This window comes from Sanguibacter sp. Z1732 (assembly GCF_051020515.1).
In the GTDB taxonomy this organism is placed as follows: domain Bacteria; phylum Actinomycetota; class Actinomycetes; order Actinomycetales; family Beutenbergiaceae; genus CALKWS01.
The window spans coordinates 3,790,068-3,812,505 of the sequence record NZ_CP194857.1 but is presented as its reverse complement, the minus strand read 5'-3'; the positions used below and the strand labels follow the sequence as shown (position 1 = coordinate 3,812,505).

Annotated in this window: 22 protein-coding genes and 2 pseudogenes; 10 read left to right on the top strand and 14 right to left on the bottom strand. The window is 69.5% G+C overall.

Translation table 11 applies throughout. The features are described from left to right. Positions 1 to 11: 11 nt before the first annotated feature. The 3 genes from ACRRRO_RS19810 to ACRRRO_RS19800 all read right to left on the bottom strand — a co-directional run bounded on the left by ACRRRO_RS19810 (position 12) and on the right by ACRRRO_RS19800 (position 2,935). Positions 12 to 1,019: an MFS transporter gene (locus ACRRRO_RS19810; protein WP_434080744.1), complete on the bottom strand. Its 1,008-nt coding sequence runs from the start codon at positions 1,017 to 1,019 to the stop codon at positions 12 to 14. Positions 1,020 to 1,114: 95 nt separating this feature from the next. Then, entirely contained in the window at positions 1,115 to 1,993 is an 879-nt protein-coding gene (locus tag ACRRRO_RS19805) for a transglutaminase-like domain-containing protein (protein WP_434080743.1), read from the bottom strand. A 141-nt stretch (positions 1,994 to 2,134) separates the two neighbouring features. Beyond that, complete coding sequence (locus ACRRRO_RS19800; protein ID WP_424797632.1) at positions 2,135 to 2,935, bottom strand: MerR family transcriptional regulator; 801 nt, start codon at positions 2,933 to 2,935, stop codon at positions 2,135 to 2,137. Between the two features lie 71 nt (positions 2,936 to 3,006). Here ACRRRO_RS19800 and ACRRRO_RS19795 point away from each other — a divergent pair, with 71 nt between their 5' ends. Beyond that, complete coding sequence (locus ACRRRO_RS19795) at positions 3,007 to 3,948, top strand: 5'-3' exonuclease (protein WP_434080742.1); 942 nt, start codon at positions 3,007 to 3,009, stop codon at positions 3,946 to 3,948. A 6-nt stretch (positions 3,949 to 3,954) separates the two neighbouring features. On the opposite strand, the gene ACRRRO_RS19790 is transcribed toward ACRRRO_RS19795, so the two are convergent. The 3 genes and pseudogenes from ACRRRO_RS19790 to ACRRRO_RS19780 form a co-directional block, all read right to left on the bottom strand. Further along, positions 3,955 to 4,905, bottom strand: coding sequence for an anti-sigma factor RsbA family regulatory protein (locus ACRRRO_RS19790; RefSeq protein WP_424797634.1), 951 nt, complete (start codon positions 4,903 to 4,905; stop codon positions 3,955 to 3,957). Positions 4,906 to 4,922: 17 nt separating this feature from the next. Beyond that, on the bottom strand, positions 4,923 to 5,048 hold the full coding sequence (locus ACRRRO_RS19785) for a hypothetical protein (protein ID WP_434080741.1): 126 nt from the start codon (positions 5,046 to 5,048) through the stop codon (positions 4,923 to 4,925). A gap of 77 nt (positions 5,049 to 5,125) precedes the next feature. Continuing rightward, positions 5,126 to 5,308, bottom strand: a pseudogene (locus ACRRRO_RS19780) (YbhB/YbcL family Raf kinase inhibitor-like protein); the annotation flags it as partial. Between ACRRRO_RS19780 and ACRRRO_RS19775 the strand changes: the two are divergent. The 4 genes from ACRRRO_RS19775 (at position 5,265) to ACRRRO_RS19760 (ending at position 8,556) form a co-directional block, all read left to right on the top strand. Continuing rightward, positions 5,265 to 5,420, top strand: coding sequence for a hypothetical protein (locus tag ACRRRO_RS19775; RefSeq protein ID WP_434080740.1), 156 nt, complete (start codon positions 5,265 to 5,267; stop codon positions 5,418 to 5,420). The pseudogene ACRRRO_RS19780 and the gene ACRRRO_RS19775 sit on opposite strands and share 44 nt — an antisense overlap. Before the next feature lie 204 nt (positions 5,421 to 5,624). Next, positions 5,625 to 6,470 carry a hypothetical protein gene (locus ACRRRO_RS19770; protein WP_424787822.1) on the top strand — a complete coding sequence of 282 codons (846 nt, stop codon included), beginning with the start codon at positions 5,625 to 5,627 and terminating at the stop codon, positions 6,468 to 6,470. Further along, positions 6,470 to 8,077 (top strand): DNA polymerase Y family protein, encoded by a 1,608-nt coding sequence (locus ACRRRO_RS19765; RefSeq protein WP_424787821.1) that lies wholly within the window; start codon positions 6,470 to 6,472, stop codon positions 8,075 to 8,077. Before ACRRRO_RS19770 ends, ACRRRO_RS19765 begins: the two co-directional genes overlap by 1 nt. Positions 8,078 to 8,148: 71 nt before the next feature. Continuing rightward, positions 8,149 to 8,556, top strand: coding sequence for a cyclic nucleotide-binding/CBS domain-containing protein (locus tag ACRRRO_RS19760; RefSeq protein WP_424787820.1), 408 nt, complete (start codon positions 8,149 to 8,151; stop codon positions 8,554 to 8,556). Positions 8,557 to 8,571: 15 nt separating this feature from the next. On the opposite strand, the gene ACRRRO_RS19755 is transcribed toward ACRRRO_RS19760, so the two are convergent. Together ACRRRO_RS19755 and ACRRRO_RS19750 are read right to left on the bottom strand one after the other, a co-directional pair. Further along, positions 8,572 to 9,537: a Gfo/Idh/MocA family protein gene (locus ACRRRO_RS19755; RefSeq protein WP_434081610.1), complete on the bottom strand. Its 966-nt coding sequence runs from the start codon at positions 9,535 to 9,537 to the stop codon at positions 8,572 to 8,574. Positions 9,538 to 9,668: 131 nt separating this feature from the next. Then, positions 9,669 to 9,770, bottom strand: a pseudogene (locus tag ACRRRO_RS19750) (hypothetical protein); the annotation flags it as partial. Positions 9,771 to 9,927: 157 nt separating this feature from the next. Between ACRRRO_RS19750 and ACRRRO_RS19745 the strand changes: the two are divergent. Together ACRRRO_RS19745 and ACRRRO_RS19740 are read left to right on the top strand one after the other, a co-directional pair. Continuing rightward, complete coding sequence (locus ACRRRO_RS19745) at positions 9,928 to 11,262, top strand: HNH endonuclease (protein ID WP_424797636.1); 1,335 nt, start codon at positions 9,928 to 9,930, stop codon at positions 11,260 to 11,262. Next, the gene (locus ACRRRO_RS19740; RefSeq protein WP_424797637.1) at positions 11,259 to 14,495 is read left to right on the top strand and encodes an error-prone DNA polymerase; all 3,237 of its coding nucleotides are present in this window, start codon (positions 11,259 to 11,261) and stop codon (positions 14,493 to 14,495) included. Before ACRRRO_RS19745 ends, ACRRRO_RS19740 begins: the two co-directional genes overlap by 4 nt. Before the next feature lie 172 nt (positions 14,496 to 14,667). On the opposite strand, the gene ACRRRO_RS19735 is transcribed toward ACRRRO_RS19740, so the two are convergent. The 3 genes from ACRRRO_RS19735 to ACRRRO_RS19725 form a co-directional block, all read right to left on the bottom strand. Next, positions 14,668 to 15,531: an epoxide hydrolase family protein gene (locus tag ACRRRO_RS19735; protein ID WP_424797638.1), complete on the bottom strand. Its 864-nt coding sequence runs from the start codon at positions 15,529 to 15,531 to the stop codon at positions 14,668 to 14,670. A 69-nt stretch (positions 15,532 to 15,600) separates the two neighbouring features. Beyond that, positions 15,601 to 16,578, bottom strand: a complete 978-nt coding sequence (locus ACRRRO_RS19730; RefSeq protein ID WP_424797639.1) for an aminoglycoside phosphotransferase family protein — start codon at positions 16,576 to 16,578, stop codon at positions 15,601 to 15,603. A 40-nt stretch (positions 16,579 to 16,618) separates the two neighbouring features. Next, positions 16,619 to 17,092, bottom strand: a complete 474-nt coding sequence (locus ACRRRO_RS19725) for a tRNA (cytidine(34)-2'-O)-methyltransferase (protein ID WP_424797640.1) — start codon at positions 17,090 to 17,092, stop codon at positions 16,619 to 16,621. An 81-nt stretch (positions 17,093 to 17,173) separates the two neighbouring features. Here ACRRRO_RS19725 and ACRRRO_RS19720 point away from each other — a divergent pair, with 81 nt between their 5' ends. The 3 genes from ACRRRO_RS19720 to ACRRRO_RS19710 all read left to right on the top strand — a co-directional run bounded on the left by ACRRRO_RS19720 (position 17,174) and on the right by ACRRRO_RS19710 (position 20,332). Then, entirely contained in the window at positions 17,174 to 18,013 is an 840-nt protein-coding gene (locus ACRRRO_RS19720; protein ID WP_434080739.1) for a MerR family transcriptional regulator, read from the top strand. An 820-nt stretch (positions 18,014 to 18,833) separates the two neighbouring features. Continuing rightward, positions 18,834 to 19,049, top strand: a complete 216-nt coding sequence (locus ACRRRO_RS19715) for an excisionase family DNA-binding protein (RefSeq protein WP_424797643.1) — start codon at positions 18,834 to 18,836, stop codon at positions 19,047 to 19,049. Continuing rightward, complete coding sequence (locus tag ACRRRO_RS19710) at positions 19,046 to 20,332, top strand: tyrosine-type recombinase/integrase (protein ID WP_424797644.1); 1,287 nt, start codon at positions 19,046 to 19,048, stop codon at positions 20,330 to 20,332. Before ACRRRO_RS19715 ends, ACRRRO_RS19710 begins: the two co-directional genes overlap by 4 nt. On the opposite strand, the gene ACRRRO_RS19705 is transcribed toward ACRRRO_RS19710, so the two are convergent. The 3 genes from ACRRRO_RS19705 to ACRRRO_RS19695 form a co-directional block, all read right to left on the bottom strand. Further along, on the bottom strand, positions 20,329 to 20,787 hold the full coding sequence (locus ACRRRO_RS19705; RefSeq protein WP_424797645.1) for a hypothetical protein: 459 nt from the start codon (positions 20,785 to 20,787) through the stop codon (positions 20,329 to 20,331). The genes ACRRRO_RS19710 and ACRRRO_RS19705 overlap by 4 nt on opposite strands. 94 nt (positions 20,788 to 20,881) lie before the next feature. Further along, entirely contained in the window at positions 20,882 to 21,031 is a 150-nt protein-coding gene (locus ACRRRO_RS19700) for a hypothetical protein (RefSeq protein WP_277051078.1), read from the bottom strand. 35 nt (positions 21,032 to 21,066) lie between these two features. Further along, positions 21,067 to 22,425: a DUF2201 family putative metallopeptidase gene (locus ACRRRO_RS19695; protein ID WP_424797646.1), complete on the bottom strand. Its 1,359-nt coding sequence runs from the start codon at positions 22,423 to 22,425 to the stop codon at positions 21,067 to 21,069. Positions 22,426 to 22,438 lie beyond the last annotated feature (13 nt).

Here is a 22,438-nt window from a genome sequence, read left to right as displayed (position 1 = left end):
GATCGTCCCGTTCAGTACCCCGGTCGCGCCCATGCCGAGCCCGAGGCACGCGAAGGCGACATAGGCGCAACCGCGCTCGGGACGAGCAGGACGCAGGTGGCGGCGAGGACGGTGGCGCTCGAGCCGAGCAGGGCGGCGCGAGTGGTGAGCCGGTCCACGATGAGACCGGCCAGCACCACTCCGAGCGCGGATGTGGCGCCGAGGATCCCGACCGTGCCGCCGGCGGCCAGAAAGTCGACCCCGCGTTCAGCGAGGATGGACACGGCGTGAAAGGTGGCGGCCGTGCTGATGAGTGGTGGCCCTGCGAGGATGAGCAGCAGTCGAGCCGCAAGACCGCTGGGCAGGGCGGGCAGCCCCCGACGACCGGGGCGTACCGGAGCGGGGTGGGCGACGGTGTCGCTCTGAGTCGTCGCTGCACTACCGGCCCGGGCTGGTCCACCACGCACCAGCAGCCCCAGGGGGAGGACCACGACGAGCAGCACCACGGCGAGCACCTGGTAGGCGGTGCGCCAGTCGGTGTGCACGATGAGCAGCGCGGTCAGGGGCGGCAGCGCCATCGAACTCAGAGTCAGGCCGAGGTTGGCCAGCGCCACCGCCTGTCCCCGTCGGCGTCCGAAGCTGCGGGCCACCAGAAGGGTCCCGATGAGAGGGAAGGATCCCTGACCGGAAGTCCGCAGGAGCGCCAGCGCGAGGAAAGCGGTGAGGGCTCCGGTTGCCACGCTGGCGAGGCCGCATGCGGCGGCGAGTGCCGCCGCGACGATGATCCAGGATGGGCGCAGGCCGCGGCGGTCCATGACGCGGCCCAGCAGGATCATCGCGCTGGCCGAGATGACCGTGCCCGCCGCGTACAGGATCGAGAAGGTGGTGCGGGACAGGTCGGTGCCGGCCAGGAAGTCGTCGACGAAGACGGAGATGAGGAACGATTGCCCCGGCGCGGAGGCGGCGAAGGCGGCCGCTGCGAGGCCCAGGCTGTGGAGTTGGTGGCGCCGGAAGGCGGGTGCGTGTCCGTCGTCGTTCACTTGTCTCGCGGGTCTCCTGGGGGCGTGGGTGGGTCGGCCCTGCCACCGTAGACGACGGTTCGCTCGGCTCCTCTCCGGCCATGCGCCCATCCGCACTAGGGCAGGACCGCCAGGCCGGGGTCCGCTGCCGGCGCCCACTCCGTACGCCGGGCTCGCAGGTCGGTCACCCCGATGCGGCCCGAAGGTGAGACGGTGCGCACGCGCGCACCCGGGCGCACCTGGGGCGAAGTAGCCCAGAGGGTGGCGAGGTCTTCCTCGGCGCCGCGGTCGCCGTCGTCGGCCGCCACGATCAGGCGGGCCAGACGGTCGGTGGCCCCGATCGACTCGGTATGCACCTGCGCGGGATGGGGCAGGCCCATCGGGGCCCCGCCGCCGGACCCGGCCGGCTCGTCCAGTCCCGGCCCCCAGACGTCCCACAACAGCAGTTCGGTGCGCATCAGGTGTGCCAGGTCGCTGAGCAGGTACCGCTGGACGAAGGCCGGACCGCGTAGGAACGCATGTCCGGGCATGACGCCGTAGGTGCTCAGGTCGGTGTGGCCGTCCGTCGGGTAGGCCAGCCATGCCTGCGCGGCGGTCTGGAACGGGGCGCCGGCGCCCCGGGGCAGGTCGTGCATCGGCACGTCCTGCTGCTCGGCGCCGAACTCCGGGTCGAACCTGATCCAACGCTGTTCCTGCCTCGACCAGCGCTCGGCAACGACGTGGTCATGGTGGAAGCCGGGGGTCAGGTAGGCGGCGAACCCGACCCTGCTGCGGGCCGGGATGCCGTGTTGGCGCAGGATCGCCACGGCCAGCAGGGTGTGGTCGCGACAGCACCCTCCGACCTTGTCCGGGTCTGCACGCTCGGTGGTGAGTGGGCCGGGGGAGCGCTCCAGTGCGGTGGCGCAGATCCGATCGACCCACCGGGTGTCGATATCGGCCAACTGCCGGGCTGAGGGGGTCGGGCCTGCGCGGTAGTGCCCTATCGTGCACGTCACCGCTCGATGCAGACTGGGGGTGTCGGCGGGCACATCGGCCAGCAGGCCGGCGTGGCCGGCGGGCTCGGAGAGAAGGGGCTGTGGGTGGCGTAGCTGTTCAGGTCCATGCCCGCGACGGTGGTCCCTGCCCCAGGGGCAGGGTCAAGCAGATGCCACTCGCACGGCCACCTCGGCGGCGATCTGCCGGGGGTCGCTGGGCCAGGGGACCGGGTAGATCTCCCGGGGCGGGGCCGCCGGGCCGCCGTGCTGTGCGGCCTGTCGGTACAGGTGGGCGTAGGCGGGCAGGATCTGCGGGTAGCGGCACTGCTCGGCAGTGACCGGCACGTAGACCTCGGTTCCGGCCGGTTCGGCGCGGAGCACGATCGCACCGGCGGGATCGGCGGCGCCGGTGTAGGGCACGCAGGTCTCGATCCGGGCGGGTGCCCCGGAGGCGATCGGGTCCAGGTAGTACACCCAGTACTGCGGACCGGCCTCGGCCCCGCACCGGCGCAGGTGCGCCCGGACCCGCGCCACCGTGGACATGATCGTCTCGGGAAGCGCCTGCGCACTGACCTCCGCGCGCATTGCCGCCACCACCCGTTCACCCACCTCCCGGTGCCGGGTCCGGTGCGGGCTCCCGGCCCCGGGGGCGTCCATGACGGCATAGCGGTGCAGGCTCGCGATCTGTTCCTGATCCTGGTGTGAGCGTTCGGTCAGCCACGTCAGCACCTGCTCCCTGGCCGCCAGCGGGTCGGCCACGAGCACGCGCGCGATCTGCTCCAACGGCATCCCGGCACGGCGCAGCAGCCCGATCGTGCGCCCGGTTTCCACCTGTTCGCTGGTGTAGCCCCGGTAGCCGGTGGCCTCCTCCACCCGAGCGGGCACGAGCAGACCGTTGTCGTGATAGAGCCGCAGCGCCTTGATGCTCAGCCCGCTGCGCCGCGACATCGTCCCGGTGCTCAACCACCCCTCCATGGCAAGAGCCTGGCACAGATGCTCGTGCCGAGGGCGGGCCTCTGCCAGACTTGTCGCCCATGGCCCGCCTGATGCTGCTCGACACCGCCAGCCTTTACTTCCGCGCGTTCTTCGGGGTGCCCCGCTCCCTGCGCGCCCCGGACGGCACCCCGGTCAACGCGGTACGCGGGTTGCTGGACTTCATCGCCCGGCTGGCCACCGACTACCAGCCCACCCACCTGGTGTGCGCATGGGACAACGACTGGCGCCCGGACTGGCGGGTGGAGCTGATCCCCACCTACAAGGCGCACCGGGTCGAGGCCGAGCACGACGGGGCCCCGGACGCCGAGGAGGTGCCCGATGCCCTGGCGGTGCAGGTGCCGGTGATCCAGCAGGTCCTGGCCGCGCTGGGGATCGCGGTGGTCGGGGTGGACGGGTACGAGGCCGACGACGTGATCGGCACCCTGGCCACCGACGCCGGCATGGCCGTGGAGGTGGTCACCGGTGATCGCGACCTGTTCCAACTGGTCGACGACGACGCACAGGTCCGCGTGCTGTACACCGCACGCGGGGTGGGCAAGCACGAACGGGTCAGCGGCGCCGTCGTGCGTGACAAGTACGGCGTCACCGCGGCCCAGTACGCCGACTTCGCCACCCTGCGCGGGGACCCCTCCGACGGACTGCCCGGAGTGCGCGGCGTGGGGGACAAGACCGCGGCCAACCTGCTGGCCACCTACGCCGACCTGGCCGGGGTCCGGGCCGCCGCGGCTGACCCGGGTTCGGCACTCACCCCGGCCCAGCGCACCCGCATCGCCGAGGCGGCGGACTATCTCGACGTCGCCCCGAAGGTGGTGGCGGTGGCCCGGGACCTTCCGTTGGGCGGGGTCGACTCGGCCCGTCCCGGTCTGGACGCGGACCACCCACTGCCGGCCGATGAGGCGACACTGCGCGAGTTGAGCGAGCGTTGGGGTCTGGCGGGGTCGGTGGACCGGGTGCTGGTGGCGCTGGGCACCCGGCCCTGAGGTCTCTCAGTCGGCCGGCTCGGTATCGCTGATGACCAGGCGGACCGTGAAGCCCTCGTCGGTCCCGATCGCGACGTAGTCACAACTCTCATGGGCCAGCCACAGACCCAGCCCTCCGGTGGTGCTGTCGCTGGTGCGCACGAGCCCGACCAGCGGATCATCGGGCCCGGGGCCGGTGTCGGTGACCGTGGCGACCGCCCGCCCCGGCGCCCACCAGACCCGCAGCCGGACCGGCGGGGTGCCGTGCTCGAAGGCGTTGGTCACCGCCTCGTTCACGGCGATCTCTAGTGCCATCACCTTGCGCCGCTCGCATCCGCTGCGCCAGCCGGCTTCACGCGCCAGGGCACGAGCCCCGCTCCTGCTCGGGTCGGTCACATCGGCCAGCGGCGTCGCGGACTCGAGGGGGTCGGCGGCCGGGGAGTGCCGGGCGAAGAACTCCTCCGGAGGTTCGAAGGTGGGGCTGGGCAGCCTCCGGGCACCGGTGGCGGCCAGCCACGGATGGGTGCGGCGGACTTCATCGAGGACGTCCCGGCCTGCCACGTTCGCGTCGTAGGTGCACAGATGCGATACCGGGAACTCGGCGAACAGACGATTCACCGCCGCCTCGTACCGTGCCCACCAGGACCAGGTGTTCTCGATCGCCGGTGTCGGCACCTGCCCGACCACGCGGATCCGGCCCGCGTGGCCGCGGGTGAGCCCGGTCAGGTGCTCCAGATGAGTTTCGATGGTGCTGGAGGGCCGGCGGTACTCCGCGTCACCGTCCAGGAAGTTCGCGTGCGCTGCGGCCGGGCCGAGCGCTGTGCGCAGCCACTCGGCCCGCTGGTGGCCGAGGGTGACGAGGGTGGGCTCGCCGGCGTCGAAGCCCGCCCGTACGAACGGCACCACCATCTGCAGGAACTCGGTCCGGGAGTCGTAGATGGCGGCTTGGTGGATGTGTTCGGTGGTCTGGATGTTCACGACAGGGTTCAGGGGATTCATGGCCGCTGATAGGTCGGCACCAACGTAGCTCGGGCGAGGGTATGGAACAGCGCGGTGAAGGCCACCTTGGTGGGGCTGTGCTCACTGCTGAGGTCGAGGGTCTCGGTGTCCAGGGCGTGCACGGCGAAGATGTACCGGTGCGGTGGTCCCCGGGCGGGGGCGCCGCACCCTCGTAACCGAAGGTGCCGCCGTCGGACCGCACGTGGAAGGCCGCTCCGGGCAGACCGAGGTCGCTCTCCCCGGCGCCCTGCTCGAGGGAGGTCACCTGCACGGGGATGTCCACCGCGCTCCAGTGCCAGTAACCCGCCGGGTTAGGGGCGTCCGGATCGAAGCAGTTGATGAGGAAGGACTGGGTCTCCTCGGGGAACCCGGACCAACTCAGTGCCGGCGAGATGTTCCCGCCGGCCTCGGTGAAGGACTCGGCCAGGGGGGTGCCGTCGGTGATGTCCGGGCTGGTCAGGGTGAAGGATCCGGTGGCGGGCAGCAGGTCATAGGGGTTCGGGGCGAGGGGTCGGGACAGGTCCATGGGCTCCTGGGCTCCTCGGTACGGATAACTCTTCCCGGTGGTTCTACCACGACTGGGTTGTTCGTGCCTCTTGGATCTTGACAGGCCGGCACCGACAGCCTTGACTAGAACTGACGTTCGATGAATGTCAGTGGTCGCACCTACCGTGTCAGGTGTGAGTGGAGGAGGTGTGATGACGACGGCGACGACGAAGCAGGCGAAGATGGTCGCCGCCCGGCGGGCGCTCGCCGCCGCAGAGGTCGCGGTGGGGGTGGTCGCCGAGACGGGCATGGGTGGGGGCACCGAGACCGGCGCGAGCGGGGTCACCGGCGCGGACGGCAGCGGTGGCGGTGGCGGTGACGGCGTCCCCGGGCGGCAATTGCAGGAGCGGCAGCCGGTTGCGGAGCAGCCCGGATACCAGGGTCTGGCGGTGCCCGGGGCCCTGGCCCCGTTGCTGCCCGGGGGATTGCGCCCAGGCATGATCGCGCAGGTACACGGATCCACCACTGTGCTGCTGGCCATCGCCCAGTCGGCCGCGGGGGCCGAGCGCTGGTGCGTGCTGGTGGGCATGCCCGATGTGGGGTGGGCTGCGGCCGCGGCTGCCGGACTCGACCTGAGCCGGGTGGTCGCGGTCCCCGACCCGGGCCCGGATGCGGCCGCTGTGCTGGGTGCTCTGGTGGACGGGTTCGATGTGCTCCTGGTCGGAGCGTGTCCGGGTCTGAACCCCGCGGGACGGCGGTCCCTGACCGGACGGTTGCGCCGGCGAGGAGCGGTGCTGCTGACCGACCAGCACTGGCCCGGTGCGCACGTGGCGCTGCAGGTGCAGCCGGCGGTGTGGTCCGGGGTGGGCCACGGGCACGGGTTGCTCACCGGGCGGGAGATGGTCGTGCACTCCCTGGGCCGGGGGCAGTTGGCCGGGCCGGCGCGACAGGTGCGGGTGCTCGCCGGGGCCGATGGGCTCTCCTCCATCCCGGAGCAGACCGACGAGCGCGGGCGACCGTGGGCCGGCGACGACCCGATCCTGGCCGAGGTCGGCTGATGAGCGCGTTGACTGAATCCGCAGCACCTCCGGTGGGCACCAGGCTGGCGGTGTTGTGGGTACCGGACTGGCCGGTGGCGGCCGCGATCGCCGAGGGGCTGGTCGGGGCGCACGAGCCGGTCGCCGTGCACGACGGGCGCCAGATCGTGGTTGCCGGTGCGTCGGCCCGTGCGGCTGGGGTACGGCGGGGGATGCGCCGGCGTACCGCCCAGGGACTGTGCCCGGACCTGGTGCTGATCCACACAGACGAGGGCCGGGACGTACGGGCTTTCGAACCGCTGGTGCAGGCCGCCGAGGATGTGGTGGCCCAGGTGCAGGTGATGCGTCCGGGCCTGATGCTCACCACCGCCGACGGGCCGGCCCGTTACCTGGGCTCGGAGGAACGTGTGGCCGCGGACCTGATCGAACAGGTCGCCACCGCCACCGGTGCCGAAGCGCAGGTGGGCGTGGCCGACGGGTTGCTGGCGGCGGTGCTGGCTGCCCGGGACGGCGTGCTCGTGCCCCGCGGTGGTGCCCGTGCCTACCTGGCCGGGCGGGACGTGCGGGAACTGATGATGGTGGCCACCACCCAGCAGTTGCGCCGGGAACTGACCGACCTGATCGATCTGCTGCGCCGGCTGGGCATCGCGGCGCTGGGGGACATGGCTGCGCTGCGCCCCGCTCAGGTCGGGCCCAGGTTCGGTGCCCTGGGAACCGCCGTGCACCGGCTGGCCCAGGGCCTGGATGAGTACCCGGTGCCGGCTCACCGCACCGAACCCGACATCACCGCGCACGCCGAACTGGACCCGCCGGTGCAGCGGGTGGATGTGGCCGCTTTCGCCGGACGTCGCCTGGCGGAGGAGGTGAACAACCGGATGTTGCGCCGCGGAGTGGTGTGCACCCGGTTGCGGGTGCTGGCCCGGACCGAGGACGGGCTGGAACTGGAGCGCACCTGGCGTATCGACGGGGCGCTGACCGCCACCGAACTGACCGACCGGGTGCGATGGCAGTTGGAGGGGTGGCTCAGCGGACGCAGTGGTGAGGTGCCCAGTGCTCCATTGGTGCACCTGGAACTGGCCGCCGAGGAGGTGCATCCGGCTGCGGCGATGAGCGAGGGACTGTGGGGGCGCAACAGCCGGGGACAGGAGCACGCCGGCCGGGCCGCGTTGCGGGTACAGGGAATGCTCGGGGCCGAACAGGTACTCGCCCCGGTGCTGGAAGGCGGACGCACGCCCAGGGGCCGGGTGCGATTGGTGGCCTGGGGGGACGAGACCAGCCCCCGTCGTCGTCCGGACGCCCCTTGGCCCGGGCAGATCCCGCCCCCGCTGCCGGCCACGGTGCCCACCGAGAAGATCCAGGTGGAGTTGGCCGATGCCGGCGATCGTCCGGTGCGGGTGGGCCCTCGCGGACTGCTCGGTGCGGACCCGGCCCGGGTGGAGATTCCGGCGCCACCGTCCTGGTCGGGGCGGTGGGCGGTCAGTGGTTGGGCCGGACCGTGGCCGGTGCGCGAGCGCTGGTGGGCCGGCGGGCGCGGACGCACCTATCTGCAGGTGGTGTGCACCGAGGGGCCGGCGCTGCTGCTGTGCGCCGAGGGTGAAGAGTGGTGGGTGGAGGGCATCTATGACTGACGACACCACTGCGCTGGGACCCACCGGGCGAATACAGCCCGTAAACCTCCCGGGCGTGGCACCGTAGAGACATGGGATACGGCAACGTCACACCGCAATCACCGGTGCGGGACCTGATGAGCACTCCGGTGGCGATGGTCAGCCTGGGCGACTCGTTGCGGCATGTGGCCGAGGAGCTCGCGGCCAACGCCATCGGCGCGGTCATGGTCACCACCGAGACCCGCTGCGTGGGCATCATCACCGAGCGTGATCTGGTCGAGCACGTGGCCAACGGGGCGAACCTGGAGAACCTCACTGCCGAGGAGGTGCTGTCCTCCGACCTGGTCACCGCCACCCCTGATCAGAGCGTGACCGAGGCGGCCCGGCAGATGGTGGAGGCCGGGATCCGGCACCTGCCGATCTCCGACTCCGATGACGTGATCGGGCTGATCTCGGCCCGCGACGTGCTGGTCGTGCTGACCGGTGCGGCGACGAATTAACGCACGGATCAGCCGTTACCCGCTGGTCTGCGACGCCTGAGGCACCTGACCGGTCCGCACCGGCACGCCGTCGTAGTCCCCGGCGAGCACCTCAGCCACCCGGATCGGCTGCCCGAGTGTGGCGGAGAGGTAGATCGCGCGCACCGTGGCCAGGGCGTTCAGGCCGTGGTCCAGCCCCACCCAGGGCTGTCCGCCGGAGCGGATCGCCCGCACCACGTCAGCCCACTGCAGGGCGTGGGAGTCCCCGTACTGGCTGGTGTGCGAGCCGGCCGGATCGAACCCGCCGAGCACGTTCTTGTTCTCATCCTCCTGGGCGCCCACCTGATTGGCGACCCAGGCGGCCCCCTCGGCGTCGCGGGCGTGGAAGTAACTGAGCAGATCCCCTTCGATCACCGCTGAACCGTCGGTGCCGTGAATGCCCAGACGCACGCCCAGGTCCGGATACACCGTGGTGGAGGCGTGCACGGTGGCCAGCGCGCCGGAGGTGAACCGGATCACCGCCACGGCCACGTCCTCGACGTCGATGCGTTCGTGGCCCAGCCGGGCGGTGTAGGCGAAGACCTCCAGCGGCTCACCGAGGAACCACAACAACAGGTCCAGAGTGTGGATGCCCTGGTTCGCCAGCGCCCCACCGCCGTCCTGGGCCCAGGTGCCGCGCCAGTCCCCGGAGTCGTAGTAGGCCTGTTTGCGGTACCAGTCCACGTTCGCCACCGCCGAGGTCACCCGGCCCAGCCGGCCTTGCTCGAGGGCCTCGTGGATCGCCATCGCCGAGGGGTCGTGCCGGTGCTGGCTGATCACGCTGACCATCTGCTCCGGGCGGGTGGCGGCAGCGGCATGCAGGGCACGGGCGGCGACGAGGTCGGCATCGAGGGGTTTCTCCACCACGACGTGCAGCCCGGCCTCCAGGGCCTGGCCGGCCAGGGCGGCGTGGGTGCCGCTGGGTGTGCAGACGGTGACGACGTCGAGGCCTCCGTGTGCCAGAGCCTCGTCCAGGTCGGCGTACCGGCGTGGGGGGGCTGGCTCGCAGTGCCGGTCTCGGTACCGGTGAGCAGGTGCGCGAGTTTCTCCGTGCGCTCGGCGATCGGGTCGACCACCGCCACTACGTGCAAGTCAGGGCTGGCTGCGGCCACCTCGGCGTGCAGGGTGCCGATCACCCCGCATCCCACGATCGCGATCCGCAGGGCCTCGCCAGGGGCGGGTATGGAGGCGTTCATCCGGTCCGGGCTTCCTTCACGTGGTGGGTGCAAGCGCTTACCGCAGCCTACTGCGAAGTCGCGGGGCCGACGTCCTCCGGCTGCGGTGGGACCGGGTCGAGCCCCTCGGGCGGGGCTGCGGTGGGCGATGTCAGTACACCGCTATATACTCAAACACATGTACGAATCAGGTGCTGATCAGGGCGTGGCCGCCGGTGTGATCACCGGGTGGACCCAGGCCTTGAGACGCCTGGATCGGCAGATCTCGAACGCCGAGCGGATCGACCAGATCCGCGCCCTGGAGGAACTCAAGGCCGCCGCGGCCGCAGCCCAGGCCCAGGTCAGCGTGGACCTGCTGGAGGCGACCCGGGCCGAACGTGCTGCTGCCGGGGTGCCTGCCGAGGAGCGCAGCAAGGGTGTGGCCACCCAGATCGCCCTGGCCCGGCGGGAGTCTCCGGTTCGTGGTGGTCGTTACCTGGGCCTGGCCACCGCACTGGCCGAGATGCCGAACACCCGGCGCGCGCTGCGGAACGGGTGGATCAGTGAGTGGCGCGCCACGTTGCTGGTGCGGGAGAGTGCCTGCCTGAGCGTGGCGGATCGCGGTCGTCTCGACGCCGAACTCGCCGGTCTCGATCTGGAAGGCCTCGGGGACCGCCGGCTGGTGGCCGAGGCGAAGAAGATCGCCTATCGGATCGATGCTGCGGCCCAGGTCCGTCGAGCCTCGAAGGCCACCAGTGAACGTACCGTCTCCATCCGGCCGGCACCGGACACGATGGCCTATCTCACCGGGTTGCTCCCGGTGGCACAGGGTGTGGCGGTGTACGCGGCGCTGACCGCACGCGCCGAGACGTTGCGCGGCCGGGGCGACTCTCGTTCGCGCGGCCAGATCATGGCCGACACCCTGGTCGAGCGGGTCACCGGGCAGTCCGAGGCCGAGGCCGTCGCCCACCAGGTGCAGTTGGTGATCACTGATCGGACGTTGCTGTCCGGAGACGGTGAACCCGCCTACGTACCCGGCTACGGTGTGGTGCCCGCGGCGTGGGCCCGGGAGCAGGTGCGCACGGCGGATGAGCGCCAGGTGTGGATCCGCCGCCTCTACACCGCACCCACCACCGGGCAACTGGTGGCCATGGACGCCCGTTCCCGTCGTGCACCGGCGGGCCTGGCTGCCTTCATCGACGCCCGGGATCAGACCTGCCGCACGCCCTGGTGCGAGGCCCCGGTGCGTCACCGGGACCACATCCGGGGGGTGCAGGAGGGCGGAGCGACGTCCGCCCAGAACCTCCAGGGCCTGTGCGAACGGTGCAACTACACCAAGGAGGCCCCGGGATGGTGGGCCCGGGCACTGTCCACCTGGGATTCCCATCAGACCGAACTGAGCACTCCGACCGGGCACCGGTACCACTCGCGCGCCCCGGTCCAGCCCGGACCCAGGCAGCGACGCGGACCGGACCTGCAGCGGGAGAGCATCCTGGAGCGGTCCCTCGGTGCGGTACTGGTGCGTGCCGGATGAGTGCCTATGCCGAACTGCACGCCCATTCGGCGTTCAGCTTCCTCGACGGCGCCAGCCAGCCGGAAGAGTTGGCGATCGAAGCCGCCGGGCTGGGGTTGTCCGCGATGGCCCTGACCGACCACGACGGCCTGTACGGGGTGGTGCGCTTCGCCGAGGCGGCCCGGACGCTGGGGCTGCCCACCCTCTACGGTGCCGAGCTGGGACTGCCCGATCAGCACCTACTGGCCCTGGCCCGTGGGCCGGAGGGGTACCGGCGGCTGTCCCGGGGGATCGCCAGGGCGCACCTGGCCGGTGGTGCGAAGGGGACACCGACCTATGACCTCCCCGAACTGGCCGACCTGGCCGCCGGTAACTGGTTGGTGCTCACCGGGTGCCGGCAGGGCGCGGTCCGTCAGGCCCTGGAACCCCAGCCAGGAAGGTTCGACCTGCCCGCCGCCAGACGTGCCCTGGCCGAGCTCACCGAGGCGTTCGGGCCGGAGAACGTGGCGGTGGAGATCACCGACCACGGTGCCCCGTGGGACTCGGTGCGCTCGGACGCCCTCGCCGAACTCGCCGATCGAGCCGGACTGCCGCTGGTGGCCACCGGTGCGGTGCACTGTGCCCGCCCGGACCAGCAGCCGCTGACCGACGTGCTCGCCGCCCTGGCCCAGCGCTCCACCCTGGAGGAGATGGACGCCCGTCGTCCACCCGCCCCGGCTCACCTACGCGGGGCGGCGGAGATGTACGCCCGGCACCACCGCCATCCACAGGCGGTGGCCACCAGTGCGGCGCTGGCCGCCGAGTGCGCCTTCGATCTGGACCTGATCGCGCCGAATCTGCCGCCGTACCCGGTGCCGGAGGGGCACACCGAGGCCACCTGGCTGCGTGAGTTGGTGCGCCGTGGGGCGCTGGAACGTTATGGCCCCCCCGATGCTCCCAAGCATCCGAAGGCCTATGCCACCATCGCCCGCGAACTGGACATCATCACCGAACTGGGCTTCCCGGGGTACTTCCTGATCGTGCACCAGATCGTGCAGTTCTGCCGCGAGAACCAGATCCTGTGCCAGGGCAGGGGCTCGGCCGCCAACTCCGCGGTCTGCTACGCCCTGGGCATCACCGCCGTCGACGCCGTCCAGCACACCCTGTTGTTCGAGCGGTTCCTGGCCCCGGGCCGCTCCGGGCCGCCCGATATCGACCTGGACATCGAGTCGGCCCGCCGCGAGGAGGTGATCCAGCATGTGTACACCCGCTACGGGCGCACCCACGCCGCCCAGGTCGCCAACGTGATCTCCTACCGGCCACGCTCGGCGGTGCGTGATGCGGCCCGTGCCTTCGGATACGACGTGGGGCAGCAGGACGCCTGGTCCAAGAGCATCGAACGGTGGGGCAGTCTCAAACCCAGCCCGCCGATCGAGGCACCCAAGGAGCGCACCAGTGAACAGGAGCGACTGCGCCGCGACGGTCCCTGGACGCCCGGGCCGGAGGTGGTCGCCGCAGCCGACGCCGCCGGTGGTGATCTGGAGAGCATCCCCGAACCGGTGATCGACATCGCCGAGCAGATGCTGCGCCTGCCCCGCCACCTGGGCATCCACTCCGGGGGAATGGTGCTGTGCGACCGACCGGTGATCGATGTGTGCCCGGTGGAGTGGGCCACCATGCCCGGGCGCACCGTGCTGCAGTGGGACAAGGATGACTGTGCCGACGCCGGCCTGGTCAAGTTCGACCTGCTCGGCCTGGGCATGCTCACCGCGCTGCGGCTGGCCTTCACGATGATCGGCCGGATCGAGGGGATCGAACTGGATCTGCACTCGATCGGTCAGGAGGACCCGGCGGTGTACGACCTGCTCTGCGCGGCCGAGACGGTGGGGGTCTTCCAGGTCGAGTCGCGGGCACAGATGGCCACCCTGCCCAGACTCCGGCCGCGCACCTTCTACGACATCGTGGTGGAGGTCGCCCTGATCCGCCCGGGACCCATCCAGGGGAACTCGGTGCACCCCTACATCCGCAGGGCCCGCGGCAAGGAGGAGGTCACCTACCTGCACCCCCTGCTGGAGCCCACCCTGAAGCGCACCCTGGGGATCCCGCTGTTCCAGGAACAACTGATGCAGATCGCCGTGGACGTGGCCTCCTTCACCCCCGCCGAGGCCGACCAACTACGCCGGGCGATGGGATCCAAGCGGTCGGCCGAACGGATGGAGGCCCTGCGGGAGCGGCTGATGGCCGGGATGGCGGCCAACGGGATCAGCATGGAGGTGGGGGAGCAGATCTACGACAAACTCAAGGCCTTCTCCGACTTCGGGTTCCCTGAGTCCCATGCCTTCTCCTTCGCCTACCTGGTCTACGCCAGTGCGTGGCTGAAGGTGCACCACCCCGAGGCGTTCTACGCCGGGCTGCTGGCTGCCCAGCCGATGGGGTTCTACTCACCGCAGTCCCTGGTGGCTGATGCCCGACGGCGTGGCGTGGTCGTGCACCGGGCCCGGCTGGACCGCTCGGCTGCTCAGGCGATCGTGGTGCGTGAGGATGACGGCACCTTGGCGGTCCAACTCGGCCTGGCACCGGTGCGGGGGATCGGGGAGAAGACCGCAGAGCGGATCGTGGCGGCGCGCGAGCAGGCTCCCTTCGCCGACCTGGCCGACCTGACCCGCCGGGTACGCCTCAGCGCTGCGCAGGTGGAGGCGCTGGCCACCGCCGGGGCTCTGGAGTGCTTCGGGCACTCCAGACGGGAGGCGCTGTGGCTGGCCGGGGCCCTGGCAGCCGAGAGCGGACGCCAGCACGGGGACTGGGTGCAGGACGTGTTGCCGCTGACCGCCGTCGGGCTCGATGTGCCCGAACTGACCGGGATGGACGAGGTGAGTACCGCCGTCGCCGATGTCTGGTCAACCGGGGTCTCGGTGGACTCCTTCCCCACGCAGTTCCTGCGGGAGGATCTGGACGCCCAGGGGGTGCTCACGGTGGCACGGGCCTGCGCGGGGTTGGACCGGCAGCGGATCCGGGTGGCCGGGGTGGTCACCCACCGGCAGCGCCCGGCCACCGCCCGGGGGGTGACGTTCTTGTCCCTGGAGGATGAGACCGGGCTGATCAACGTGATCTGCTCACCGGGGGTGTGGGCCAAGTACCGCAAGGTGGCCCGCACCAGCGCGGCCCTGGTGGTCCGGGGGGTGGTGGAGTACGCCGAGAACGTGACCAACCTGACCGCCGATCAGATCAGCCCGCTCAGCCTGCGGGTGCCGGCGAAGTCCCGGGATTTTCACTAGACCGTGCTGATCGCACGAACTCACGCAGGTCGTGGACCAGGATCTCCGGTTCCTCCAGGGCAGCGGATGGTGTTGGACGTCTCGGCTACGTGTCGGATGCCGATGTCGTGGGCGAACTGGATCGCTGCTGTAGGGACGCCGGAATCGACAGGAACCTCGCCCCAGCCCTCATTCATGCCGTAACCGACATAGGCTGCTGAACCCGCCGACGCGGTGAACCAGTACAGGGAGGCGTTGGCGAGGACGAACTGGCAACCGGACTGTCGGCGGCCATGGCCCCGATCAGCCCGGGTCTGGTGGACTGGATGGCGATGTAGCCGAACTCGCTCTGCATGAACTCCCCGACCCTGCGCAGCCGATCCTGCTCGACCTCGGAGAGTTGTGCGTACGTCTCGTCGTCGACTTCCCCGACGAACCCTCCGAGCGCACCGTTGACGTGCACCGCGATCACCTTCTCGGGCGCCACCCTGCCCATCTCGGGCGCGACACCGGCGCCGATGTCCCCACCCTGGACGACGAACCTGGGAAAGCCCAACCTGTCCATCAACTCGGTGAAGGCTGAGGCGATCCGGTGGGTGGTCCAGCCCGGCTCCGCCAAGGGGGTGGAGAATCCGAACCCGGGAAGGGAGGGGATGACCACGTCGAAGGCGTCCTCGGCGCGGCCGCCGTGGGCGATCGGGTCGGTCAGTGGGCCGATCAGTTGCTCGAACTCCAGGAACGACCCGGGCCATCCGTGCACCAGCATCAGCGGGGTGGCATCCGGTACCGCGGAGCGAACGTGCACGAAGTGGATGGTCTGGCCCTCGATGTCAGTGGTGAACTGCGGCAGGGCATTGAGCCGGTCCTGGGTGGCACTCCAATCGTGCTCGCGCCAGCGCGCGGTGTAGGTGCGCAGGACCTCGACCGGGACTCCGGTGCTCCAGTCATCGCCGGGGAGCGGGGTGGGGAAGCGTGCGTTGTCCAGGCGGGCGTGCAGATCGGCCACGGCCGAGAGCGGGATCTCGATGTGGAACGGGGACACCTGTGTTGTGCTCACACGGATGACGCTCCCAGCAGACCGACCCCGAGGCAATGGAAATACCTCAAGCCAGATCCGACGGTGAGGTCAGTACTGCTGGGCCAGCATCGCCCAGATCCGTACCGCAGGCAGGTCGCGCAGGTTGTGCTGCTGCTGGGCCGGGTCGGGCCAGGTCTCCAACCGCCACAGCACCGACTCCACAGTGCGGGCACACGCCCACTCGCAGATGCGCCGGGCCGGCACCCCCAGCACTTGCTGAGCCATGCCGATCCGGGGCGCCAGCACAGCGGCTGGATCGGGATGAGCGAACGGGTCATCGATCTGGGCCAGGATCGGCCACAGATCGTAGCCGGGGTCGCCGACCATCGGTTTGGGGTCGATCGCCAGCCACCGGGCCGGACCGGCGGTGGGGGCATCCATGAGCACGTTGCCGGGGTTGAGGTCGCCGTGCAGGGCCACGGTCGGGGCCGGGGTGGCAACTGGGTCGGCGAAGGCGGCCAGCAGGTCCAGTCCGTACTGCATCTCGGACCGGAAGCCCTCGTACAGGTGGGACCAGGTATTGGCACGCTCGGTGGCGGTCGTGGACCAGTTGGCGGCCACGCTGCGAAGGGATGGCATCGTGAACTCCGCCAGCGGCGCCTGGTGCAGATCGGCCAGGATGTCCATCGCGATCCGCAGCCGGTGCTCCGGGGGTGCCTGGTCGTTCAGCAGCAGGTCGCCCGGCATGGCCCGGCGCATCAGCAGCGCCCAGTCACCGCCGTGGTGATCGAGCAGTTCCACGGCCGAATGGCCCTGCCAGATCCGCAGTGCGATCGCCTCGAACTGCGCCTCCGAGTGGGGGTAGGCGACCTTCAGCACCACAGGGGTCCCATCGGACAACCTTCCGGGTGCGGTCCAGGACGCGGTGCCCACGCCGAATGGCTCGCCCAGATGCAGCGACCAGCGACGCACGGCCCGTGCCACCAGTTCCGGAACTCGCCGCATCCACTCCGCACCCTGGGGGGTGGAGCCGGCTCCGGTGCTCAGTGCGTGGGGGATCGGGACGGCAGGAGGGGGCTGGGTCACGGCCCATACTTTAATGCCGCCGGCCCTCTTCGAATGGTGCTTACTCGCCGGTGACGTATCCGTGCTGGCGCCAGGCTTCGTAGGTGGCGATCGCTGCGGCAATGGACAGGTTCAGCGAGCGCAGGCCCGGACGCATCGGGATGCGGACCGTGTCGCTGACGCGTTCGTCGGTGCCGATGTGGTCGGGGAAACCGGCCGGCTCGGGGCCGAAGAGCAGAGTGTCGCCCGGTTGGTAGGCGATATCGGCGAACATGGTGCGCCCGCGCCCGGTGAAGGCGTACACGGTCCCGTTGGCGTGCTCACCGACCCAGGCCATCGCGGCGTCGAAGTCCGGGTGGACGATCACGTGCGCAAGGTCGTGGTAGTCCAGTCCCGCACGGCGCAGTTTCGCGTCCGATAGATCGAAGCCGAGGGGCTCGACCAGGTGCAAGGTGGTACCGGTGACCGCAGACATCCGGATTGCCGCTCCGGTGTTCGGGGGGATCCGGGGTTCGAAGAACATCACATGGAACACAGCAGATTGTATCGCTGGCTGGAGAGGCGGGTAGTCTGCTTGCGCCGGCGCACCAGCAGCCACCTCAGCAAGGATTCCACGATGAGAATTGGTGAACTTGCCACGCGGACCGGTGTCAGCGTGCGTTCGCTTCGGTACTACGAGCAGCAGGGGCTTCTCGATCCCGATCGCACCGCGGCAGGTCACCGCGTATATACGGCCGAACACGAGGCGTGCGTCGTGCAGATCCAGGAACTGTTCCAGGCTGGATTCTGTAGTTCTGTCATCCAGGAGTTGCTCCCCGCCCTCACCCGTCCCGATCAGGATGCTTCGCTTCTGGACAAGGCATTAGTTGCGGCACAAGCCCGACTGGAGAGCGAAAAGCGCTCGATCGAGACTGAGATGGCGGGCCTGCGACGACTGCGAGTCCGGCTGGGGCTTGCACCTGACACGCATGTCACCCCACAAGATGGGCCTCATGACTCGCTCCAATACACCCAGCAACTGCGTTTGATCATCGAGACCGACGACTTCGATGAAGCCGTCCGGTTCTACCGGGATGTTCTGGGGATGGCCGAACAACCCGCCTTCGCAACCGAAGGCGATGACCGCGTGTCGATCCTGAACGCGGGCATCGCCACGATCGAACTCGCCACTCCCACCCACGTGCGCACCATCGATGCGATCGAGAAGGCTCCCACGACTCCGGGGCCGACCCTTCGAATCGCCCTGGAGGTCGAGGACACCGAAGCTGCCGTCTCCTCCGCCCGCGAGCATGGCGCGCAGACCTTGGCACCTGCGACGCACACCCCTTTCCGCACGATCAACGCCCGAGTACAAGGTCCGGCTGGCTGGCAAGTCACCTTCTTCCAGGAACTCGAGACCCTGGAAGAACGCGCAACCCGAGAGGGTTTCACGACTGACGACGACCGACCTCGGTAGAGGGCCACCCGCGACGGGCCGGAGCCAGGCGCAGGAGCGATCCTTGCCGGTGAATTTCATGGCCGGCGCAGCGGGACCCTGACGTCCGAGCCGCCCTCCTCGGTGAGCCGTGAACCCATCTGGACGACCGTCGGCTCGGCGATGAACCCGCCGGCCATGAGTGAGAGGCCCTGAGTGAACGACTGCGCGCTGGAGCAACTCCGGGGGTGCGTAGCCGAACAGGTCGGCGAGTTCGACGAGGTCCCGCGGGGAGGACATCTTCATCAGCGCGAGGTTGTCACACTGCGAGACGGCGTTCGGGTGGATCTTGCCCGGCCGCTGGGTCGACAGCAGCAGCCAGAGTCCGAACTTGCGGCCCTCGGCGCGATCTGGACGATCCGCTCGGTCAGCGCCCGCTCCACCGGCGTCAACGGCTCGGCGGGGCAGAGATTATGGGACTCGTCGATGACGATGAGGATGGGCCGACTGCTCTCCCGGGTTGCCCAGAGGTGGTCGAGGACGGACAGGGCGGCGACCTTCGGCTCCTCAGAGCGGCGGAACCCGCCGAGGTCCAGCACAGTGGCTCGGTGTCGAAGGAGGGGATGGCCTCAGATACCCTGAGAAACAAGTGTGGTCCAACTGTGAGTGTCCAGAGGGGGACTTGAACCCCCACGCCAAGGGTGGCGGACATCCGCAGAATAGCAACGTTTTCCATCGGTTCTTCGTGCTGCTAATGGCGCTGTTGTGCCATTTGTTGTGCCAACAGGCTCCAGATCGGGCAGAGCGAGCACGCGATTACATGCCGTGGCACAAGAAGACATCGCCCGCACACATGGAGGGCATGACCGCTAACAACACCATCACCACGATGTCCGACGCTCTCGCCACCGACCGCCCGACGCTGACCGTCAAGGAGGTCGCCAGTCTGCTGGGGGTGGACGTGCGCACCGTCTACCGCGCCATAGACGAGGAGCAGTTGCCCTCGTTACAGGTCGGCACCAAGCGGCTCATCCCGCGCCTGAAGCTCATGGCCCTTCTGGGTGCCGACGTCGCATGAGCAGGCGTAAGCACGGTGAGGGCAGCATCTATGCCTACACCTATGCCGGGGTGCGCAAGTACCGCATCCAGTGGTACGAGCGGGCGGACCCCGAGGACCCCGACTCTCCGTTGCGGCGAAGGTCAAAGGGCGGGTTCCCCACGGCCAAGAGCGCCTCGGTCGGGCTACGGGAGAAACTCAGCTCCATAGACCGCGGAGAAGCAACAAGCACCGCCCGTGCGGGCATCACGGTGGGCGAGTTCATGGACGAGTGGGTGGAAGGCCACCGCGTGGGAGAGTCCACCAAGGCCGGATACCAGAAAGTGATTCGACTACACATCAAGCCCTACATCGGTGAGGTCGAACTGGCGAAACTCACTTCCACCCGCCTTGCTGCGCTGTACCGGAGACTGGAAACCGAAGGGCGGCGCAACCATAAGGGCGAACTGACCGGCGAGGGACTGGGACCCAACACTGTGCACAAGGTTCACCAGGCCCTGTCGGTGGCCCTCGACTCGGCGCTAGACGACCGGATGATCCGCGCCAACCCGACCAGGCTCAAAGGAGCCAAGCCCCCGACAGCCAAACAGATCAAGGAGGCCAAGGGAGAAATCACGGTCTGGACAATCGACCAACTGACGGAGTTTCTATCGTGGGCCGAGCGCGAGGACCCTGAGATGTTCCCCGCATGGGCGTTCATCGGACACACGGGAGTACGCCGAGGCGAGGTGGCCGCACTGCGCTGGTCGGACCTGGACCTGCCGAGGTCGGCATCGATCCGCCGGACGGTCGCCACCATCAAAAGGAAAGGTCAGCCTGAATACGATCTGACGAAGAAGGTCAAGGGTGGTGATCCGCGCAAGATTGAACTGAACACCGACGTTGCCCTGGCTTTGAGAGACCACCGCCGCAGGCTCACCACAGTTGACATGAACCGGGTTCGTGCCGACCGGCCGGTGTTCGCCAACCCCAAAGACGGCCACCAGATGCGTCCGAACTTCGTCTACCGACGGTGGAGCAGGGCGGTGGAGCGTTACAACCTGGACCACCCCAGAAACCCACTGCCGCCTATCACGGTGCACGAGTTGCGCCACACCCACGCCAGCGTGCTACTGATCGCAGGCTGGCACCCCAAGGCGGTGCAAGAGCGCCTCGGGCACGCTTCCTACCAGATCACTATGGACCTGTACACCCATCTGATGCCGTCGATGCAGCGGGACTCCATGGATGCCTACCAGGCGCTGCTGGACAACCAGCGCACAAAGGAAACTGCGACACGAGTCTATGAGGTGGACGAAGACTAGGCCGCCTCGCGCTGCGGCCCTGCCGCCTGCGCCAGGTGCTGCGGCTGCGCGGGCCACCACGGCCGGCGGGTCAGTTGCTCCTCGATGTCGTACTCCACTAGGACCAGCACCCTTCGGGCGCCGCCTGAAGAGGTGAGCACCACCCGCTGGCCGTGCTGGTGCCACCCGTTGCGCTCCAGCAGGGCGTCCACGGTCTGCGGGTCGTAGGTGTCGGGGTCGGGGAAGGTGAAGGTGGCCAGCGTGCGCTGGCGGTCACGCAACAAGCCGGACTCCGGGGGCTTGCCCTGCCGGCGGGGCCGGTCGGTGCTGATGATGCCCGCGCGCAAGGTGAGGTGCATCCCGGCCTCGCGCAACTTCTGGGTCAGGTCCAGCACCTCGGTCAGGGTGAAGTCCCCGGCGGTGGTGCGCGCACTGGCGCTGCCGTCGCGTCGGGCGCGTGAGGTCAGTGCGGGCACGCCGAGACTCCCCAGGATTCGCACAGCACGGTTCACTGGGGAAGGCCCGGCGCCGAGTAGGACGAACTGGCCCCACTCCACCGCAGCCTGAATCTCAGCGCTGGGTGAGCCTGCCACTGCGGGTCCGCTCCACGAGGGCAAGGATCTCCTTGCGCCTGGCGTCGAGCCTTTCCTCGGCCTCTTCGATCTCGGCCAGTTCCAGCACTGCGTCGGTCAGCGTGATGTTGATCTCAACCTTGTCCATCGTTGTTCTTCCTTGGTCTGCTTGTCGTCGCTGGTTCATGACCCCTGCTGGGCCGGGTCCTCGATCACCAGGTGGGGGATGAAGTCGGGAACGTCCTCTTGGGTGAGCCGCGCCCACGGCCCCACCAGGCAGGCGATCACCGGAACGCGGGGGCGCTCGGTGGGCCACGGGGTGCCCCCGTCGGTGATCACCACCACGGCATCCACGCCTCCCGGAGTTTCCAGGGCCTTGTCGATGCCCTCGGTCATGTCGGTCCCGCCCCGGCCGTGGACGGTGCTCAGCGCCGCCGCTCCGGTGAACCCGCGCACCGCATGGGCATCGGCGTCCACGTCCAGGACCATCAGGTCGCGACCCTTGATGCGCAGGCGGCGGGAGATTCCCACGATCTCGTTGGTGACGATCTCCAACTCCTGCTCGCCCATCGAACCGGAGGTGTCGCGCACCACGGCCAGGCGCACCTTGGGGGCGCTGCGGCCGGGGTAGACCACCTTCGACCCGCTCGCGCCGATGCGCACGTTGTGACGACGGCGGTCGCGGCGGGTGTAATCGGTACGCTCCTGGCCCGCGCGACGGCGCACCACCCGGCGCACCATCGAGCCTATGATGCGCTGCCACGGCGTGGTGGAGGGGGTGAGGATCTGGTTGGCCTGCTCCACCAGCCCGCCGGGCACGGTGCCCAGTCCACGGGAGGCGTGCTCCACGATCTGCGCGGCGGTGCTCACCAGCAGCCGCTTGCGCTCACCGGAGGAGGCACCGGGTGCCTGCCCGTCGAGGTCGTCGTCGGCGTCCAGTTCCATCGGGGCCGCACGGCCACCGGAGCCGGAACCGCAGCCGCTGAACGGGCCGTTGGCACCATCCTGGCCGCTGCCCTGCCCTGAGTCCTGGCCGCAGCCCGAACCCTGCTGCCGGCCTTGGCCATCACCTTGCTGTTGCTGTTGCTTCTGCATCATGCGCTTCAGCACGCCGAAGTAGTGCTGGGCGGTCTGGTAGTCCGGCTCGCCCAACTGGGCCGGCATCACGCCGGTATCGGCGATGTAGTCACACCCGGCGGCAGCCAGGTCGTCGTTCAAGCTGGCGTCGGCGGCAACGTTCCACACGTCGTGGTCGTCCTTGCTGATGCCGAAGTCGCGGGCGAATGAAGCGTGCTCACCGAACAGGTGGCCCACCTCGTGTAGCAGGACCTCGGCGCAGGCGGTGGTGCCCCAGCCGGTGACCTCATCGAAGTCGATGTACAGCCGGTGGTGGGCATCGACGGCGAAGGTGCCCATCCCGGGGGCGTTGAGCACCCGCACGGAGAACAGCATCGCGGCCATGTAGGGCATGCGCGACAGGGCGACGGCACGCCATGCGGAGAAGTCGGCGTGCTGCTCGGCGGTGGGAATGATCGGCTTCATGTCCTACCGGTGT